Origin of the sequence: Pseudomonas sp. (assembly GCF_036387035.1) — a bacterium.
Lineage (GTDB): Bacteria > Pseudomonadota > Gammaproteobacteria > Pseudomonadales > Pseudomonadaceae > Aquipseudomonas.
Window position 1 is genome coordinate 19,209 of sequence record NZ_DASVUM010000014.1, and the last position, 17,842, is coordinate 37,050.

Sequence of the window (17,842 nt, forward strand, 5' to 3'; positions counted from 1 at the left end):
GCACCCGAAGGCGCTTCCAGAGCGGGTGACGCGAATGGCGTCACTCCCTAAGATCCAACCCGATGGAGCCAGGTCAAAAATGGTGGGTCGTGTGGGATTCGAACCTACGACCAATTGGTTAAAAGCCAACTGCTCTACCAACTGAGCTAACGACCCAAATAATGGTCGGGGTAAGGGGATTCGAACTCCTGACATCCTGCTCCCAAAGCAGGCGCGCTACCGGACTGCGCTATACCCCGACGGTACTACCTCTTGAAATTGGCTCCGTGACCAGGACTCGAACCTGGGACCCAATGATTAACAGTCATTTGCTCTACCGACTGAGCTATCACGGAACGATCTATCAATTTCAGATGCAGCGTTTGACGCGCTTCAACACAACAAATTCAGTCAATCTTCGCCAAACGAATCTGGCGACTACCTCACTGAACCTACCGCATTTTCAGCCTCTTCGACCTGTTTGCATCGCTGCGTTCACGTCTCTGAGGCGCGCTATTCTACATTTCCAGAAACACCTGTCAACCCTCTAAATTGCTTTTAAGACAATGATTTGCGACTTTTCTGCCGATGGCCCTCAACCCCCCGAAAATCCTGCGGTTCAGGGAATAAAGCATCACGCATAAAAAAGGGCCCTCACACGGAGAGCCCTTTTGCACCTCTATGCCTCTATATAGAAGCGAGGATCAGCCGAAGACGATCTCTTCGTTCTGCACCGTGCCTCGGATGCTGGTGCCAGGCATGAAGCCACCCGACAGGATCAGCTGAGCCAGCGGGTTTTCGATCCAGCGCTGGATCGCGCGCTTGAGCGGCCGCGCGCCGTACACAGGGTCGTACCCGACAGCGATCAGCTTATCCATCGCCTCAGTGGACAGCTCCAGACCCAGATCGCGCTCGGCCAGACGCTGACGCAGACGGCCCAACTGGATCTCGGTGATGCCCGCGATCTGGTCGCGTGCCAGCGGCTCGAAGATCACCACCTCGTCCACCCGGTTAATGAACTCCGGACGGAAATGCGTGGTGAGCGCATCCATGACCGCCGCGCGCTGCCCCTCACGATCGCCAACCAGCTCCTGGATACGCGCCGAGCCCAGGTTGGAGGTCATGACAATCACGGTGTTACGGAAATCAACCGTACGCCCGTGGCTGTCGGTCAGGCGCCCGTCTTCGAGCACCTGCAGCAGAATGTTGAAGACGTCCGGATGCGCTTTCTCGACTTCGTCCAGCAGGATCACCGAGTAAGGCTTGCGACGCACCGCTTCGGTAAGATACCCGCCTTCTTCATACCCAACGTAGCCGGGTGGCGCTCCGATCAGACGCGCCACGGAATGTTTCTCCATGAACTCCGACATGTCGATCCGCACCATGGCCTCTTCGGTGTCGAACAGGAATTCGGCCAGCGCCTTGCACAGCTCCGTCTTACCGACGCCGGTTGGGCCGAGGAACATGAACGATCCGCTCGGACGGTTCGGGTCAGACAACCCTGCACGTGACCGGCGAACCGCGTTGGCGACGGCGACGACCGCTTCGTTCTGCCCGATCACACGCTGGTGCAGCAACGATTCCATTTTCAGCAGCTTGTCGCGCTCGCCTTCCAGCATTTTCGAGACCGGAATCCCGGTCCACTTGGAGACGACCTCGGCAATCTCTTCCTCGGTCACCTTGCTGCGCAGCAACTGGTTTTCCGGTTTGCCGTGCTGGTCAACCATCTGCAGGCTGCGTTCCAGGTCAGGGATAACACCGTACTGCAGCTCAGCCATGCGATTGAGATCGCCCTTACGCCGCGCCGCTTCCAGTTCTTGACGGGACTGTTCGATTTTTTGCTGGATCTGCGCCGACCCGGTCACTTCCGCTTTTTCCGACGTCCAGATTTCTTCCAGGTCGGCGTATTCCCGCTCAAGGCGCTGAATGTCTTCCTGAAGTTTTTCCAGGCGCTTGATCGCGGCCTCGTCGTCTTCCTTCTTTAGCGCCTGCGCTTCTACTTTGAGCTGGATCAGGCGACGCTCAAGACGGTCGAGCACCTCCGGCTTGGAATCGATCTCCATACGGATGCGGCTCGCCGCTTCGTCGATAAGGTCGATGGCTTTGTCAGGCAATTGCCGGTCAGTGATATAGCGATGGCTGAGTTTGGCCGCCGCAATGATCGCGCCGTCAGTGATCGCTACCTTATGGTGGACCTCATAGCGTTCCTTCAGGCCACGCAGGATCGCGATGGTGTCTTCTTCGCTTGGCTCATCGACCAGCACTTTCTGGAAGCGACGCTCGAGGGCCGCGTCCTTCTCAATGTACTGGCGGTACTCGTTGAGCGTTGTCGCGCCCACGCAGTGCAGCTCGCCACGGGCCAACGCCGGCTTGAGCATGTTGCCGGCATCCATCGAACCTTCGGCCTTGCCCGCACCCACCATGGTGTGGAGCTCGTCGATGAACAGAATGATCTGCCCTTCTTGCTTCGACAGTTCGTTGAGCAGGCCTTTGAGGCGTTCTTCGAATTCGCCGCGGAACTTGGCGCCCGCGATCAGCGCACCCATGTCCAGCGACAGCAGACGCTTGCCGCGCAACCCGTCCGGCACTTCGCCGTTGATGATGCGCTGGGCAAGGCCTTCAGCGATGGCGGTTTTACCCACGCCAGGCTCACCGATCAACACTGGGTTGTTCTTGGTACGGCGCTGCAGCACCTGGATGGTCCGACGGATTTCGTCGTCGCGGCCAATCACCGGGTCGAGCTTGCCTTCCTCGGCGCGCTTGGTGAGGTCAACGGTGTACTTGTCCAGCGCCTGCCGCGATTCTTCGGCGTTGGGATCGTTGACTGCATCGCCGCCGCGCAGGTTGCTGATGGCGTTTTCCAGGGCTTTCTTGCTGACGCCCTGGCCAAGGAGCAGTTTGCCGAGCTTGCTGCTCTCGTCCATTGCCGCGAGCAGCACCAACTCGCTGGAGATGAACTGATCGCCTTTTTGCTGCGCCAGACGATCAGCCTGGTTCAACAGGCGCGCCAGATCCTGCGACATGTTGACGTCGCCAGTGGGGTTCTGGATCTTCGGCAACTGGTCGAGCTCTTTGCTCAGCGCGTTGCGCAGGCTGTTGATGTCGAAGCCCACTTGCAGCAGCAAAGGCTTGATCGAACCGCCCTGCTGTTCAAGCAATGCCTGCATCAAATGCGCAGGCTCGATGGCCGGATGGTCCAGGCCCACCGCCAGGGATTGGGAATCGGATAGAGCGAGTTGTAACTTGCTGGTTAAACGGTCAATACGCATTGGTCACCTTCCTATATGGGCAGGCCGGAGCAATGAACACACCTAATGAAGAAAACCTGCCAGATGGTTCTGTAGATGCGGTCGATTAGGCAGGATTCAAGCGCGGACTGGTTGACATGGATCAACATTAGCTTGAAGGAGAGCGTTCGGCGGGAAAATCAACGCAAGAGAGGGCAGACGCTAGAGGGCTTCGATCCAGACAAGTGAAGCGAAACGTCCGGTGCGTGCGCCTCGGCGATAGGAGAAGAAGCGCTCATCGTTGTAAGTCGAAAGCCCTCCGCCGTACACCGCCTCGACACCGCGCGCTGCAAGACGCAGGCGTGCCAGCCGGTAGATGTCTGCCATGTATTTGCCGGGGTTGGCACTTGGCATGAATGCGTCGGCCGTCTCGGGGTGCGTGGCCATAAAGGCCTCGCGCACTTCGGGACCGACCTCAAACGCCTGCGGGCCAATGGCCGGGCCAAGCCAGACGAGGATCTCGGAGGGCGCATCGGCAAAGCTGTCCACGGTGGCTTCAAGCACACCCGCCGCCAGACCGCGCCAGCCTGCGTGGGCAGCGGCCACCTGAGTGCCCGCCTTATTGCAGAACAACGCCGGCAAGCAATCGGCCGTCATGATGGTGCAAGCCACGCCCGGCGTTTTGCTCCAGCTGGCGTCAGCCTGGAGCACTTCCGATGGCGCGGCCTCGACGACGTCGATGCCGTGGACTTGTTTCAGCCATGACGGCTGAACGTGCAGCTGCGTGGTCAGCGCCGAGCGGTTGCGCGCAACGGCGGCCGGATCGTCGTCGACGTGATCACCCAGATTAAAGCTGTTGAACGGCGCCGCACTGACGCCGCCGGACCGAGTCGTGACACAGGCTTTGACCACCGCTGGCGCGGGCCAGTCGGGAATCAGCCAGTCCGCCACGCGCTCATTCATCCGATGAACGCTTCACGGTCTTGCTTGAGCAAGGTCAACAGCCAGACAAAGTCGTCGGGCAACGGCGATTCCCAGCTCATGCGCTTACCGGTCGTCGGATGGTCCAGCTCCAGAAAACGTGCATGCAGCGCCTGACGCGGGAAATGTTTCAGCGATTCGACCATGGTGACGCTGGCGGCAGGCGGAATCCGGAAACGGCCGCCATAGGCAGGATCGCCCACCAGCGGGAAGTTAATGTGGGACATGTGCACACGAATCTGGTGGGTACGGCCAGTCTCCAGCTTGACCCGCACATGGGTGTGCGAACGGAAACGCTCCAGAACACGGTAATGACTGACCGCAGGCTTGCCGCCTTCCATGACCGCCATGCGCTGACGCTGCTGACCATGACGACCGATTGGTGCGTTGATCTTGCCGCCGGCAGTCACCACGCCAATGACGATGCATTCATAGATGCGGCTGACGCTGCGGTTCTGCAGCTGGGTGACCAGCTGGGTCTGCGCCTGAATGGTCTTGGCGACCACCATCAGGCCGGTGGTGTCCTTGTCCAGGCGGTGGACGATGCCGGCACGCGGCACATTGATAATGTCCGGCACGTGATGCAGCAAGGCATTGAGCAGGGTGCCGTCGGCGTGGCCGGCTGCAGGATGCACAACCAGACCGGACGGCTTGTTGATCACCAGGATCTGGTCGTCTTCGTAGACGATATCGAGCTCGATGTCCTGCGCGATCCACTCGCCCTGGGCTTCCTGCTCGGCTTTGAGGAGCAGAACGGCACCACCATGGACGATGTCACGCGGGCGCAAAACGCCGCCGTCCACCGTCAGGCGACCGTCTTTGATCCAGGCGGAAAGGCGCGAGCGCGAATGCTCTGCGAATAGTTGGGCGGCGACTTGGTCGAGGCGTTGACCGCCCAATTCGGACGGCACCTCTGCGCGGAGTTCTATGATCTCAGACATGCTCAAACTAGGAGGTGGCACTGGCCTTTGGTTTCGGCTGTGCGCTTGTGGTTAAATACGGCGTCTTTTGTCCCGGGGGTTCCACGGGGCGCCCATCATAACAGGACGGTCCTGCGCAAGACAGCAGGCCGTTATAGGGACGCAAGCCGCCATGCAAGTGAAACACCTGCTGCTGATAGCCATCCTCGGACTTACTGTTGCCTGTTCTTCGAAGAAAGAAGTCATCGACGAAAACCTCAGTGAAGTCGAGCTGTACCAGCAGGCGCAGGCCGATCTGGACAACAACAGCTATAACAGCGCCACCGAGAAGCTCAAGGCGCTGGAGTCGCGTTACCCGTTCGGTCGCTACGCTGACCAGGCGCAACTCGAGCTGATCTACGCCAACTACAAGAATGGCGAGCCGGAAGCTGCCAAGTCGGCGGCCGAGCGTTTCATTCGTCTGCACCCGCAACACCCGAACGTCGACTACGCCTATTACCTCAAGGGCCTGACGTCGTTCGACCAGGACGTCGGCATCATTGCCCGCTTCCTGCCACTGGACCAGACCAAGCGCGACCCGGGCGCCGCGCGCGATTCGTATAACGAGTTCGCTCAGCTGACCAGCCGCTACCCCAACAGCCGCTACGCACCTGATGCCAAGCAGCGCATGATTTACCTGCGCAACCTGCTGGCGGCGTACGAGATTCACGTTGCCGACTACTACCTGACCCGTCAGGCCTACGTGGCCGCGGCCAACCGTGGTCGCTATGTCGTGGAAAACTTCCAGGAAACCCCATCGGTCGGTGACGGCCTGGCGGTCATGGTCGAGGCCTATCAGCGTCTGCACCTGGACGATCTGGCTGACACCAGCCTGCAAGTCCTGAAAACCAACTACCCGGATCACCCGCAACTGGTGGACGGCAAGTTTGAAGCGCGCACCGCTGAGGCGGACAACCGCTCGTGGCTGTCCAAGGCGACGCTGGGCCTGATCGAAAGCCGTCCGCCGCTGCCGCCGGGACAAACCCGCGCCAACCAGGACGTGATCAAGCAATACCAGGACGCCAAGGAAGCCATCCCTGCCGACCTGTTGCCTGAGAATCAGTCAGCGGACGAAGAAAAGAAAAACGACGACGATGACGGCACGCCGAAAAGCCGCTCGATCTTCAGCTACATGACCTTTGGCCTGTTCGACTGACTCCAGTCCTGGTCAAGCGTCAACCAAAAGAGGCCCTCCGGGGCCTTTTTTAATGCCTGACCGTTTTCCGACAGCATTCGGCGATGGAGATGACTGTGCGCCCGACAACCGCTTGGCTACACTGCGCGCTCTTCACTTCATAAGCTGACAGACATGATTCGCTTGATTATGTGGATCGCCCTTATTGTGGCGGCCATCTGGTTCTTCAAACGCCTGGTCAAAGGCCCTGCTCCACGCCCGAAACCCGCAACGCCCGAACTCAACGCCGCGCCTATGGTGCGTTGCGCGCAGTGTGGCGTGCACGTCCCTCGCGACCGCGCACTGAGCCAGGACCAACAATGGTATTGCACCGAATCACACCGTTTGCAGGGCCCCGCCGCACGTGACCGTTGACCGCTTTTCGCTGACGACGCCTCAGGCCCAGCGCATATTGCGGCTGTACCACCTGTACCGTTTGAGCATCGGCGTGTTACTCGTGCTGCTGATTTCGAGTAGCCTGGACACCGAGTTGTTGGAACTGGCGGATATCGAGCTGTTTCGCATCGGCTGCTGGCTGTATCTGGTGTTCAACATTCTCGTCGTGGTGCTGCTCGAACGACCGAGCCGCCAAGGGCATCTGTTTTCTCTGGCCATGGCCGACACGCTGATGCTGGCGGCGCTGTTCTACGCCGGTGGCGGCGCGCCGAGCGGCATCGGCAACCTGATCATCGCGTCGGTGGCGATCAGCAACGTACTGCTGCGCAAACGAACCGGGCTGCTGATTGCCGCGCTGTCGGCCATCGGCATCATCTACCTGACGTTCTACATCAGTTACCACAGGCCCGCCGCCGCCAATCATTTCGTCCAGGCCGGCTCTCTGGGCGCGCTGTGCTTCGCGGCAGCGCTGCTGGTTCAGGCTCTTGCCCGGCGCCTGCAACTGAGCGAGGACATCGCCGAACGCCGCGCGACGGATGTCGACAATCTGGAAGAACTCAACGCGCTGATCCTGCAGCGCATGCGCACCGGCATTCTGGTGCTGGACGAGGATCACAAGGTGCTGCTCGCCAACCAGAGCGCGCTGAATCTGCTGGGCCACGAGCACCTGCTCGGCGAGTCCATCGACGCTTATTCGCCACCGCTGGTAGAACGCCTGCATCAATGGATGGCCAACCCGTCGATGGCCCCGCGCAGCGTCATCACATCAGCCATTGGCCCGGTGCTGCGTCCGGGCTTCATCGCTCTGGCGCGCGGCGGCCACCGTCACACACTGGTGTTTCTCGATGACCTTTCGCGGATTTCCCAACAGGCTCAGCAGCTCAAGCTCGCAGCGCTAGGCAGGCTCACCGCCGGCATCGCCCATGAAATACGCAACCCGCTGGGGGCCATCAGTCACGCCGCGCAGTTACTGCTGGAGTCCGAGGAACTGAGCGGGCCGGACCGGCGTCTCAGTCAGATCATTCACGATCAATCGCGGCGGATGAATCTGGTGATCGAGAACGTCCTGCAGTTGTCTCGTCGACGTCAGACCGAGCCCCACCTGCTTGATCTCAAGCCGTGGCTCGAGCACTTCGTCCTCAACCTTCGCGATGAGCTGACGGCTGATCAGGCTGTGCATCTGGACATCGGGCCCGGCGTGCTCAGTACGCAGATGGACCCCGAGCAGCTGCAGCAAGTCATGAGCAATCTGGTGCAGAACGGTTTGCGCTATAGCGGCCAGCTGCACGAACACGCAGAAGTTTGGCTAAGGTTGTTCCAGGCACCGTTCAGCGAACTGCCGACGCTTGAGGTCCTGGACAACGGGCCTGGCGTTGCTGAAGAGCATCTGAGCAAGATTTTCGAACCCTTTTTCACCACCGAAAGCAAAGGAACCGGCCTGGGCCTATACCTGTCGCGCGAGCTGTGCGAAAGCAATCAGGCGAGCCTCAATTACACCCCACGGAAAGGTGGCGGAAGCTGCATGCGGATTACCTTCGCCCATCCGTTCAAGCTGAGCTGAACATGAGCCAACGGCAAAAGATCCTGATCGTCGACGATGAGCCGGACATTCGCGAGTTGCTGGAAATCACGCTCGGACGGATGAAACTGGACACCCGCAGCGCGCGGAACGTGAAGGAAGCCCAGGAGTGGCTGGCGCGCGAGGCGTTCGACTTGTGCCTGACCGACATGCGCCTGCCGGACGGTAATGGTCTGGAGCTGGTGCAGCACATTCAAAAACGCCACAACCAGGTCCCGGTCGCCATGATCACTGCCCATGGCAGCCTCGACACCGCGATCCAGGCACTGAAAGCAGGTGCGTTCGACTTTCTCACCAAACCCGTCGACCTGACGCGGTTGCGTGAGTTGGTGACCAGCGCCTTGCGCCTGCGCGTCGCGCCTGCCGAAGACGATCGCATCGATCATCGCCTGCTGGGCAGTTCACCGCCGATGCAGGCGCTGCGCAAGCAGATTGCCAAACTGGCGCGCAGCCAGGCGCCAATCTACATCAGCGGGGAATCCGGCAGCGGCAAGGAACTCGTCGCCCGGTTGATTCATGAACAGGGTCCGCGCAACGGTCAGCCGTTCGTGCCCGTTAACTGCGGCGCTATTCCGTCGGAGCTGATGGAAAGCGAGTTCTTCGGGCACCGCAAAGGCAGCTTCACCGGCGCTCACGAGGACAAGCCCGGGCTGTTTCAGCTCGCCGATGGCGGCACGCTGTTTCTCGACGAAGTGGCTGATCTGCCGCTGGCGATGCAAGTGAAGCTGCTGCGCGCAATACAGGAAAAATCCGTTCGCGCCATCGGCGGCCAGCAGGAGCAGGTGGTGGACGTTCGCGTGCTGTGTGCGACCCACAAGGATCTCAACCAAGAGGTAGCCGCAGGCCGCTTCCGCCAGGATTTGTACTACAGACTTAACGTCATCGAACTGCGCGTGCCGCCCTTGCGCGAGCGTCGCGAGGACATCGAAGAGATCGCCAATAGCGTACTGCGCCGCCTGACAGAATCCGCCGGCGAGCCTGCCACCCTCCTCCCGCCCCATGCACTGGCCGCGCTCAAGGGCTACCGTTTTCCCGGCAACGTACGCGAGCTCGAAAACATGCTCGAGCGTGCGTACACGCTGTGCGACAACGATCAGATCAACACTGAAGACCTCCGCCTGGCCGAGCCGTCACGCCCGACCGAGCAAGACGGTCCAAGCCTGGCCGACATCGACAACCTGGAAGATTATCTGGAAAGCATCGAGCGCAAACTGATTCTGCAAGCGCTGGAGGAGACCCGCTGGAACCGCACGGCAGCGGCGCAGCGGCTGAACCTGACGTTCAGGTCGATGCGCTACCGGTTGAAGAAGCTGGGGCTTGAATGACGGATTTTACGGCGACTGACAGGTCCCAAAAAAGGACCGATCGTTCCCTTTATGGGACCTCTTATTCAGCCAGTCCCCTTAAGCGTTGAGCCTTCCCACAGGCGCATAAGGCGCCTGATCAATAATCGGCGTCTCTCCCACCAGCAAATCCGTCAGCAACTGACACGACGCGGGCGCCAGCACCAGGCCGTTGCGGTAGTGCCCGCAGTTCAGCCACAAGCCTTCATGATTCGGCACCGGCCCGATAAAGGGAATGCCATCAGGCGAGCCCGGCCGCAAACCGGCCCAATGTCCGACCACGTGCGCGTCCGCCAGCGCGGGGATCAATTCGATCGCCGAGGCCTTCAGGCTTTCGAGGGCGTATTCTGTAGGTGTCTTGTCGTAGCCTTCGTGCTCAAGCGTGCTGCCAATGAGAATGTGCCCGTCACGGCGGGGAATGGCGTAACGGCCCTTGGCGAGGATCATGCTCGGCAGGAAGTCAGCGGCGCACTTGTAGAGGATCATCTGGCCTTTGACTGGCTCCACGGGCAGCGCCAGCCCCAGTTTACCGAGCAGCTCGCCACTCCACGCGCCGGCCGCCAGCACCACGCTGTCGCCCAGCACATCGCCCTGGTTCGTTGTGACGCCCAATATACGATCACCCTTTCGCAAGAAGTCATCGACCTGGCAGTGCTCACGTATCACCACATTGGGCATCGCCAGCAATGCCGCCTTGAGCGACTTGACCAGACGCGGGTTGCGAACGTTGGCGACGTCGGCCATGTGCACCGCACGTGAGTAGCCGCCGCCCATGACCGGCACGGCATCGCAAACCGCGGAAATGTCCACCGATGTAAGCGGACGGTTTACACGCGCTGCCCACGCAAGCGCCTCGGCCTCGTCATCGAGGTCCAGCCAGTAAAGGCCGGTTTTGTGCACCTCGGGATCGATGCCGGTCATTCCCAGCAAGCGCTCGGCGAGCTGTGGATAGAAGTCTTGCGACCAGTGCGCCAGCGCTGTCACAGCCGGGCTGTAGCGCCATGGGTAAAGCGGCGACACGATACCGCCGCCGGCCCATGAGGATTCCTGGCCGACTTCAGAGCGGTCGATCAGCGTTACGCTCCGGACTTTGGAGGCGAGGTTGAAGGCGGTGAGGAGGCCAATGACGCCGCCACCGATGATAATGATGTGTTGACTGGACATGCCGAACTCGACCCTGCGCAAAAATAAGCGTTGCAGCCCGCTCGTCAGGTAGCGATCAACCTGACGCATGAGCGGCCGAAAAAATACTGTATGCCATCGGTCCGCCGAAAATCCCCGGACATCTACTACTTAGCGACTTGGAAGCTGAGTAGTATCACCATATTTCAACGTTAAAATGGAATTTCCTTAATGGATCTCAGCTCTGGTCTCACGCGTGCGAATCCGCGTCGCAGTTGGCACAGTCCAGACAAGCGTGCGCGCGCGGGATTTACATTGATTGAGCTGATCGTGACGGTGGTGATCGTCGGCATTTTTGCGGCCATCGCCGTGCCAAGCTTCGTCGGCCTGATCCACCGAAGTAACGTGAGGGCCGGAGCTGATGAGCTTTATGACCTGCTGCAGTACTCCAGGGCAGAAGCGGTAACCCGCAGCACGCCAGTGACGATTGCAGCGCCTGGGGCTAGTAGCACCGGCTGGGCTGGGGATCTCTCGGTCAAAACGACTCAGCAGACACTGAGACAAATTGGCGCCTCGGGGCTGCAGGCTGGTATCACTGTTACCACTGCAGTGGGCAGCATTGTGTTCTCGCCAACAGGCACGTCCTCCGCGACCGCTTGCTTCCAGATTTCCTACGCAAACGACACCTCCGTTACTCCGCAGTTTATCTCTGTACAGTCCAGCGGACGCGTATCACCTCCCGCCTCGACGCGCCCTGGAGGATGCTGATGAACCCCAGCGTCGTACACGGCCGCTCAGCCGGTTTCAGCATGATTGAAGTGCTGGTCAGCCTCATCATTATTGTGATTGGTGTGCTTGGTATGGTTGCCCTTCAAAGCAAGGCCATCCCCTACACCCAGGATTCGGTTCAGCGCAATACGGCGATCATGCTCGTGGATGATCTCGTCGAGATCATCCGTAGTGCACCCGCAGATTGCACCACCGCCAATTCGTGCCTGAAGGCGCCGGGCGCTCCGTTTCCGGATCCCGCCTCGGATTGCACCCCCACACCGTCAGCGTTGTCCGAGCAGATCGGTTGCTGGGCATCACGTGCTGCCACCCTGTTGCCAGGCGCCGACAGCCTGCTTTCCTCGAACAGCTTCTACATCTGCAAAACACCTTCCCCAGGAGACGTGTCCGCCTGCACGACCTCAAGCACAACGAACGCCGATCTGGAGATTCAAGTTGCCTGGACGGTCAAGAACGCCGCTGACTGCATGAGCGGCGCCACCGTTACAACGGCAGGCGCTTGCACCTATCGCTTGAGGACACGCATTAAATGAAAGCGGAAGTCTTACCCGGCCGGCAGAAAGGTCTGTCCCTGATCGAGCTGATGGTCGCGATGGTCATCGGGCTATTTCTGATCCTCGGTGTGACTCAGATTTTTATCAGCAACCAGCGGACGTATCTGTTCCAGCAAGCGCAGATGGGCAATCAGGAAAACGGCCGGTTCACCTTGGCCATCCTGAGCCAGGAACTGCTGAAGGCGGGGTATCGCAGCAGCCTGGGCGCGGTTATTCCCGCCGACAACTCCCTGAGCGACTGCAACTTCCCTGTGGGCGCCTCGGTCGTGGCGCTTTCCGAATCCTCCCTGTGCATTCAATATCAAGCCACCAGCAAGCTTGATGTCAGTTGCCAAGGCGCCGCTCTTGCAGTTGGGGACCAGAACAATATAACCACGCCTTATTCGGCGCGGTCGGTGCCGACCACTGTGCGGCCCAAAATTGTCGAAAAAATAACGTTCGATTCCGCCAACAAAGCCATTACCTGCACCAGCGGCGCAACGACTCAGCAATTGGTGAGCGGCGTCCAGGACTTGCGCTTTGAATATGGATCAGATCCCTCGGACCCGAAAACCGTCAGCACATTCAGCACTACCGCGCCGACCGGTACCATTGCTGCGGTGCGCTACAGCGCTTTAATGCAGAGCCCGGGCACCCCGATGATTCGTGACAGCACCACCGCTATTTCACCCGCGCTGACAGACTGGAACGGGCGCTACAGCACCAGCTATAACGATACGAAAGGCATTTATCAAATTGTGCAGGGGACCATCATGGTCAGGAATCAGATGCCATGAAGCCCTCAATCAAAACTCTTCAGCGCACGCAAATGCGTGACCAGACCGGCGCCACGCTCCTGGTGGCATTGATGATGCTGCTGATCATCACGCTGCTGGCACTTTCCAGCATGAGGGGGGTGTCGCTGGAATCCCGGATCACCGGCAACCTAAGGCTTCAGAGGACCCTGACCAATGCCGCCGAAGCAGGCCTGCGAATCGGTGAACAGAGCATCAGCCAATGGCAATGTACAGCGGGCGCCGGTAATACGAACAAGCCCTGCATGCCGGTCCCGACGACGTTGCAGAACGGTGATTATCTCTTGGCATTCACTGCCGCCAACAGTGCCAACATCAATGTGGTTACCACTTATCAATACAATCCGGTGACCGGCAACAACGTTGAAATTGAGTGGTATGTAATCGACTTGAAACTCCTTGATGGACAAGCACAGAACAACTGCGCACTTTTGGCGAGAGATTGCGGTCATCATTATTACGAAATCACTGCCTGCGCCTCCAATGTCAGGTGCTCCAGCGACCCGACCACGCAACGCGTTATTCTTCGCACGGTTTTTGCCGTTTCCGATTCTTGAGTGCCTGCCAGACAGTGAACGACCATGAATAAGCCAATCACGCTCAGCAGTTTCATCGTTGCACTGGCATGTCTGATCCTGCTGCCGTTTGGCGCGGCTGACGCCGCCGTGAGCCAGGTCCCCGCACAGTTGCCGCTGTTCTTGAACAACTCCGTACCGCCGCTGAACATGCTGGTGGTGGGCCGCGACCACAAGTTGTTTTTCCCCGCCTACAACGATGCGTCGGACCTGGACGGCGACGGTTCCATTGATATCCGCTACAAGCCTGCCATTACCTACCTGGGCTATTTCGATTCGCTTACCTGCTACACCTACAACAACGGTTACTTTACGGCGCAATCAAAAACAACGACTGCAAACCTGAAAAAATGCCCGGGCAACTGGAGCGGCGATTACCTCAACTACCTCACGACCTCACGTGCGGACGCATTGCGCAAAGTGCTTTACGGCGGCTATCGCGAGGTGGACACCACCTCACAGACCATCCTGACGCGCGCCTATATATCGACCGATGCACATACCTGGGGCAAAGAGTACTCAAGCCGCACCGTCGATGGTTATGACCTGTCGGATTACACGCCGCTGTCGAATCCCAGCGCCGGCAACTACACGCTCTTCGCCAACAACACGCAAAGCAGTGCGCCACTGCTCCGAGTACTGTCCAACGTGTCGAACATTCGCATCTTTGGCTGGGTATCCCGGGAAGTTACCCAAGGCGGATCAAAGGCGACCAACACCAGCTTCAGCGACGTCGATGTTTCCCCCACCAGTTACCAGGTGCGGGTGGAGGTCTGTAAATCAGGCTTTATCGAAAGCAACTGCAAGCTCTATCCCAACGGCACCTATAAACCCACAGGCATCCTTCACGACTACGGTGAAGGAAACCAGATGTACTTCGGACTGGTGACGGGCACCTACCAGAACAACATTCAGGGCGGCGTAGTCCGTAAAGCGATGGGAAGCTTTTCGGCTGAAATTGATGCCTCGACAGGCATCTTTGGCACACCGGACAGATATGGTAACTACGTCAAAGGCGCAATTATCGGCACGCTGGACGGGCTGAGGCTGAGCACCACCGGATGCAATATCTACGTCACGCCGATGCCGAACGCCAACTGTCCGAACTGGGGAAACCCGCTCGGCGAAATGATGTTCGAGACCATGCGCTACTTCAGCGGCGAGACCACTCCCACGGCCAACTACAAATCCGGGAATGCCGACACAAGCGGCGGCTTGAGCCTGACCAGCGTCACCACGTGGAGTAATCCTTACTCGACGACACCTAACGCAGCCGCGAGCCCGCCGACTTATCCGAGCTGCGCCAAGCCTTTCGAGACGCTGTTCAGCGACGTCACTCCCAGCTATGACTCGGATTTGCCGGGCAGCACCTACACAATCAATGCGGCTCCGGGTTCCTCCACGGCGCTCACCAATCTGGACGTCAGCAAACTAGGGCAGACGATCTGGAACACTGATGTCGGTGGCAGCAAAAACATAAACATCGGCCAGACATTAAATGTGAGCGACCAGGCGCCGACTGCAAAAGTTGCGTCCAGTCTGGGCAACATCAGGGGGTTGCCGGAAGAGCCCACCAAAGAAGGGACCTACAACGCGGCGGCCGTGGCTTATTTCGCCAATACCAATCCGATCACGTCACTGGGCAACCAAAAAGTCCAGACCTTTTCCATCGCTCTCTCGTCGACACTACCGCGCATTCAGATGCCCGTCGGTACGGGCTCAATCACGCTGGTGCCGTTTGGCAAGGTGGCGAGCAGCGGCATTACCGAGCAAATCACCGGGTTCTATATCGACTCGCTATACAACATGACCGGCCAGCCCACCAACGCCAACATTAACGGTGGCCGGGCGCAGGCTGTTTTCCGGGTGGTATTCGATGACTGCGGTCAGGGCTGCGATTACGACATGGATGCCATCGTGCTCTATACCGTCGCAGTCAACGCCCTCGGCACTCTCGATGTGACGCTGCAGACCGTTTACTCGGTATCGGGCGCCGAATCGCACATGGGCTATACCATTTCTGGCACCACCACCGACGGGATTTATCTGGAGGTTACCGGCGGGGCCACCGGCACGCTCCACTACTCACTGGACACGCCGGGAACGAGACTCCCCGGCGCCTGCGCCACAATCGCCGCAGTCTGCAACAATACGGCCGATCTACTACCAGGACGCAAAGACCAAAACCAGGCCGTATCGCCTTCTTCTCGGGGTGATACCCACACCCGCCGATTCGTTGCCTCCCCGACGACCTCCATCACCAACCTGCAGGATCCTTTGTGGTACGCGGCCAAGTGGGGCGGCTTCGGCGGCCCGACCAACACCAGCAGCAGCCTGCCGGTGGCGGGACAGTGGGACTCCACAAAATCGGGAACACCCAATAACTACTTTCTGGTTACCAACGCCTCGACGCTCAAGCAGCAGCTTGACGCAGCCTTCAACCAGATTCTTCAAACGAATAACTCGGTGGCAACGCCGGCAGTGGTCCCTGCGCTCGGCACAACAAATGCCGCCGCGACGTATTTGAACAGCTTGAATGTGGCCACCTGGAGTGGCGATTTGATCAAGACGACCACCACCGTCAACCGAACGGATGGCAGCACGAGCAGCGTCCAGAACTGGTCGGCCTCACAGGGTGTTCCCACCTGGAGTTCGCGCAATATCCAGATGGCAGGCACGACAACCAACGGCCTGCAGAGCTTCACTTACTCCAACCTCGCGAACCGGACCTACGCCGGCATCAACTTGCAGACGACACTGACGTCCGACCAGGTGGACTTCGTCAAAGGTGATACCAGTAAAGCGACGTCCACGTATCGCCGCCGCGCATCGCTCATCGGTGACTTGGTCAACTCCTCGCCAGTGGTGGTGGACACGGCGCTCTATGATGCGACCGTTGCCGATACGCTGAATGGGCAGAGCGGGGATTATGCAACGTTCCGGACTGCCCAGACCGCACGACGCGGGCAAATCTACGTAGGCGCCAATGACGGCATGCTGCATGCGTTCGACACCCTAACTGGCGTCGAGAAGTTCGCCTTCATTCCAACAGCGGTGGTCTCAAACCTCAACGCGCTGACCAACAAGGATTACAACTCCAACTCCGCCCTGCACCGTTTCTTCGTCGACGGTACCCCCGTGGTCGCGGACGTGTACTTCGGCAGCGCCTGGCACACGATTCTGGTGGGGACGCTGGGTGCGGGCGGACGCGAAATCTTTGCGCTGGACGTTACCAACCCCGACAGCATCAGCCTGCTCTGGGAGTTCACGTCACAGAATGACGTGGATCTTGGCTCTAGCTTGTCCGTTCCCGTCATTGCCAAACTGCACTCCGGGGACTGGGGCGTCATCGTCGGCAATGGCTACAACGGCAATAATGGCACCGCGTCGCTGTTCGTCCTCAATGCCGCCACGGGTGCCACGATCAGCAAGCTGACCACATCGGTAAGTGGCAACAACGGGCTGTCTTCACCGGTGGTTCTTGATGCAAACGCCGACGGCTATGCAGATTACGTGTATGCCGGTGACTTGCTCGGCAATCTGTGGCGCTTTGACCTGATCGGAAGCTCCCTGACGGCAAACGCGACGGCGAGCAATTACAAGGTGGCGTTCGGCAATAAACCTCTCTACACCGCAACTGCGAGCGATACGGCCGGGGCCGCCGTGCAATCGATCACCGCGCCGCCTACGGTCGTGGCACATCCAACGGCGGCGGGAACCATTGTGGTATTCGGAACGGGTCGATATTTCGCGAGTGCGGACAAGGCCAGCACCGATCTGCAGACGCTATATGGCGTCTGGGACAAACAAACGGTTGGGGCCGCAGTATCGTCGACGCCAACGTTAACGCGTGGCAGCCTTCAGGCTCAGACGATTACTTCCCAGGCCAACAACGTCAGTTTTGCGGGCACCAGTAACGATGTTCGCATCGTCAGCAATAACACCGTGGACTGGAGCGCTAAATCGGGCTGGTATCTGGACCTTGCCGTCGGTAACACGCTGCTGGGCGAGCGGTTGGTTGACCCGTTGGTGCCTAGCGGCAGCGTCTTGTTCGCATCGACGCGCACGCCGGTCACCGACGTGTGCAGCCCGGGCGTGACCGGATGGTTATACGGTCTGGATCCGACCACGGGAGGCCGTACAACCTTTACGGTGTTCAACCTTCGGCGAAACGGCACCATCTCAAGCGCCGACAACTACAACGACACCGTCGTCAGCGCGATGAGCATCAGTGCCGGGGGCGTGGATGTCGGCAGTATCGGCGGTCAGAAGTACGCGACCGATTCGAGCGGCGAGCCCACCGCCGTGAACACCGGAACCGCTTTCAACGGCCGCCAGAACTGGCGCGTCATTCCCTACACTCCATGAGG

General features: G+C 59.4%; 13 protein-coding genes and 3 tRNA genes. 9 read left to right on the forward strand and 7 right to left on the reverse strand.

Features of this window, described 5'->3' with window-relative positions; all coding sequences use genetic code 11:
* Positions 1-80 precede the first annotated feature (80 nt).
* The 6 genes from VF672_RS01070 to rluD all read right to left on the reverse strand — a co-directional run bounded on the left by VF672_RS01070 (position 81) and on the right by rluD (position 5,128).
* Positions 81-156, reverse strand: a tRNA-Lys gene (locus tag VF672_RS01070).
* A 6-nt stretch (positions 157-162) separates the two neighbouring features.
* Positions 163-239 (reverse strand) — tRNA-Pro (locus tag VF672_RS01075).
* 20 nt (positions 240-259) lie between these two features.
* Positions 260-335: transfer RNA gene (locus VF672_RS01080), tRNA-Asn, on the reverse strand.
* 348 nt (positions 336-683) lie between these two features.
* A complete protein-coding gene (gene clpB / locus VF672_RS01085) occupies positions 684-3,248 on the reverse strand; it encodes an ATP-dependent chaperone ClpB (protein WP_331100498.1) in 2,565 nt (854 codons plus the stop codon).
* A gap of 180 nt (positions 3,249-3,428) precedes the next feature.
* Complete coding sequence (gene pgeF / locus VF672_RS01090; protein ID WP_414705552.1) at positions 3,429-4,169, reverse strand: peptidoglycan editing factor PgeF; 741 nt, start codon at positions 4,167-4,169, stop codon at positions 3,429-3,431.
* Positions 4,166-5,128 carry a 23S rRNA pseudouridine(1911/1915/1917) synthase RluD gene (gene rluD / locus VF672_RS01095; RefSeq protein WP_331100500.1) on the reverse strand — a complete coding sequence of 321 codons (963 nt, stop codon included), beginning with the start codon at positions 5,126-5,128 and terminating at the stop codon, positions 4,166-4,168. Before rluD ends, pgeF begins: the two co-directional genes overlap by 4 nt.
* A 151-nt stretch (positions 5,129-5,279) precedes the next feature.
* Between rluD and VF672_RS01100 the strand changes: the two genes are divergently transcribed.
* The 4 genes from VF672_RS01100 to VF672_RS01115 all read left to right on the forward strand — a co-directional run bounded on the left by VF672_RS01100 (position 5,280) and on the right by VF672_RS01115 (position 9,620).
* Positions 5,280-6,302: an outer membrane protein assembly factor BamD gene (locus VF672_RS01100; RefSeq protein ID WP_122535375.1), complete on the forward strand. Its 1,023-nt coding sequence runs from the start codon at positions 5,280-5,282 to the stop codon at positions 6,300-6,302.
* Positions 6,303-6,455: 153 nt separating this feature from the next.
* On the forward strand, positions 6,456-6,695 hold the full coding sequence (locus tag VF672_RS01105; RefSeq protein ID WP_331100505.1) for a PP0621 family protein: 240 nt from the start codon (positions 6,456-6,458) through the stop codon (positions 6,693-6,695).
* Complete coding sequence (locus VF672_RS01110; RefSeq protein ID WP_331100507.1) at positions 6,685-8,277, forward strand: two-component system sensor histidine kinase NtrB; 1,593 nt, start codon at positions 6,685-6,687, stop codon at positions 8,275-8,277. Before VF672_RS01105 ends, VF672_RS01110 begins: the two co-directional genes overlap by 11 nt.
* Positions 8,278-8,279: 2 nt before the next feature.
* Positions 8,280-9,620 (forward strand): sigma-54 dependent transcriptional regulator, encoded by a 1,341-nt coding sequence (locus tag VF672_RS01115; protein ID WP_331100509.1) that lies wholly within the window; start codon positions 8,280-8,282, stop codon positions 9,618-9,620.
* Positions 9,621-9,698: 78 nt separating this feature from the next.
* Here the strand turns inward: VF672_RS01115 and thiO are convergent, their stop codons facing one another.
* Positions 9,699-10,802, reverse strand: coding sequence for a glycine oxidase ThiO (thiO, locus tag VF672_RS01120; protein ID WP_331100513.1), 1,104 nt, complete (start codon positions 10,800-10,802; stop codon positions 9,699-9,701).
* A gap of 189 nt (positions 10,803-10,991) precedes the next feature.
* On the opposite strand from thiO, the gene VF672_RS01125 reads away from it, so the two are divergent.
* From VF672_RS01125 to VF672_RS01145, 5 genes are read left to right on the forward strand one after another with little or no spacing between them, the layout of a single operon-like run.
* Positions 10,992-11,528: a GspH/FimT family pseudopilin gene (locus VF672_RS01125; RefSeq protein WP_331100515.1), complete on the forward strand. Its 537-nt coding sequence runs from the start codon at positions 10,992-10,994 to the stop codon at positions 11,526-11,528.
* Positions 11,528-12,082 carry a type IV pilus modification protein PilV gene (gene pilV, locus VF672_RS01130; protein WP_331100517.1) on the forward strand — a complete coding sequence of 185 codons (555 nt, stop codon included), beginning with the start codon at positions 11,528-11,530 and terminating at the stop codon, positions 12,080-12,082. Before VF672_RS01125 ends, pilV begins: the two co-directional genes overlap by 1 nt.
* Positions 12,079-12,879, forward strand: a complete 801-nt coding sequence (locus VF672_RS01135; RefSeq protein ID WP_331100519.1) for a PilW family protein — start codon at positions 12,079-12,081, stop codon at positions 12,877-12,879. The genes pilV and VF672_RS01135 overlap by 4 nt, the downstream gene beginning before the upstream one ends.
* The gene (locus VF672_RS01140) at positions 12,876-13,454 is read left to right on the forward strand and encodes a pilus assembly PilX family protein (protein WP_331100521.1); all 579 of its coding nucleotides are present in this window, start codon (positions 12,876-12,878) and stop codon (positions 13,452-13,454) included. Before VF672_RS01135 ends, VF672_RS01140 begins: the two co-directional genes overlap by 4 nt.
* Before the next feature lie 24 nt (positions 13,455-13,478).
* Positions 13,479-17,840 carry a pilus assembly protein gene (locus VF672_RS01145; protein WP_331100523.1) on the forward strand — a complete coding sequence of 1,454 codons (4,362 nt, stop codon included), beginning with the start codon at positions 13,479-13,481 and terminating at the stop codon, positions 17,838-17,840.
* Positions 17,841-17,842: the final 2 nt, after the last annotated feature.

Bases quoted from the DNA above. Each gene is read 5' to 3' on its own strand.
- pgeF (WP_414705552.1), bottom strand. From the start codon at position 4,169: ATGAATGAGCGCGTGGCGGACTGGCTGATTCCCGACTGGCCCGCGCCA.
- rluD (WP_331100500.1), bottom strand. From the start codon at position 5,128: ATGTCTGAGATCATAGAACTCCGCGCAGAGGTGCCGTCCGAATTGGGC.
- pilV (WP_331100517.1), top strand. From the start codon at position 11,528: ATGAACCCCAGCGTCGTACACGGCCGCTCAGCCGGTTTCAGCATGATT.
- VF672_RS01125 (WP_331100515.1), top strand. From the start codon at position 10,992: ATGGATCTCAGCTCTGGTCTCACGCGTGCGAATCCGCGTCGCAGTTGG.
- VF672_RS01135 (WP_331100519.1), top strand. From the start codon at position 12,079: ATGAAAGCGGAAGTCTTACCCGGCCGGCAGAAAGGTCTGTCCCTGATC.
- VF672_RS01105 (WP_331100505.1), top strand. From the start codon at position 6,456: ATGATTCGCTTGATTATGTGGATCGCCCTTATTGTGGCGGCCATCTGG.
- thiO (WP_331100513.1), bottom strand. From the start codon at position 10,802: ATGTCCAGTCAACACATCATTATCATCGGTGGCGGCGTCATTGGCCTC.
- VF672_RS01140 (WP_331100521.1), top strand. From the start codon at position 12,876: ATGAAGCCCTCAATCAAAACTCTTCAGCGCACGCAAATGCGTGACCAG.
- VF672_RS01145 (WP_331100523.1), top strand. From the start codon at position 13,479: ATGAATAAGCCAATCACGCTCAGCAGTTTCATCGTTGCACTGGCATGT.
- clpB (WP_331100498.1), bottom strand. From the start codon at position 3,248: ATGCGTATTGACCGTTTAACCAGCAAGTTACAACTCGCTCTATCCGAT.
- VF672_RS01100 (WP_122535375.1), top strand. From the start codon at position 5,280: ATGCAAGTGAAACACCTGCTGCTGATAGCCATCCTCGGACTTACTGTT.
- VF672_RS01115 (WP_331100509.1), top strand. From the start codon at position 8,280: ATGAGCCAACGGCAAAAGATCCTGATCGTCGACGATGAGCCGGACATT.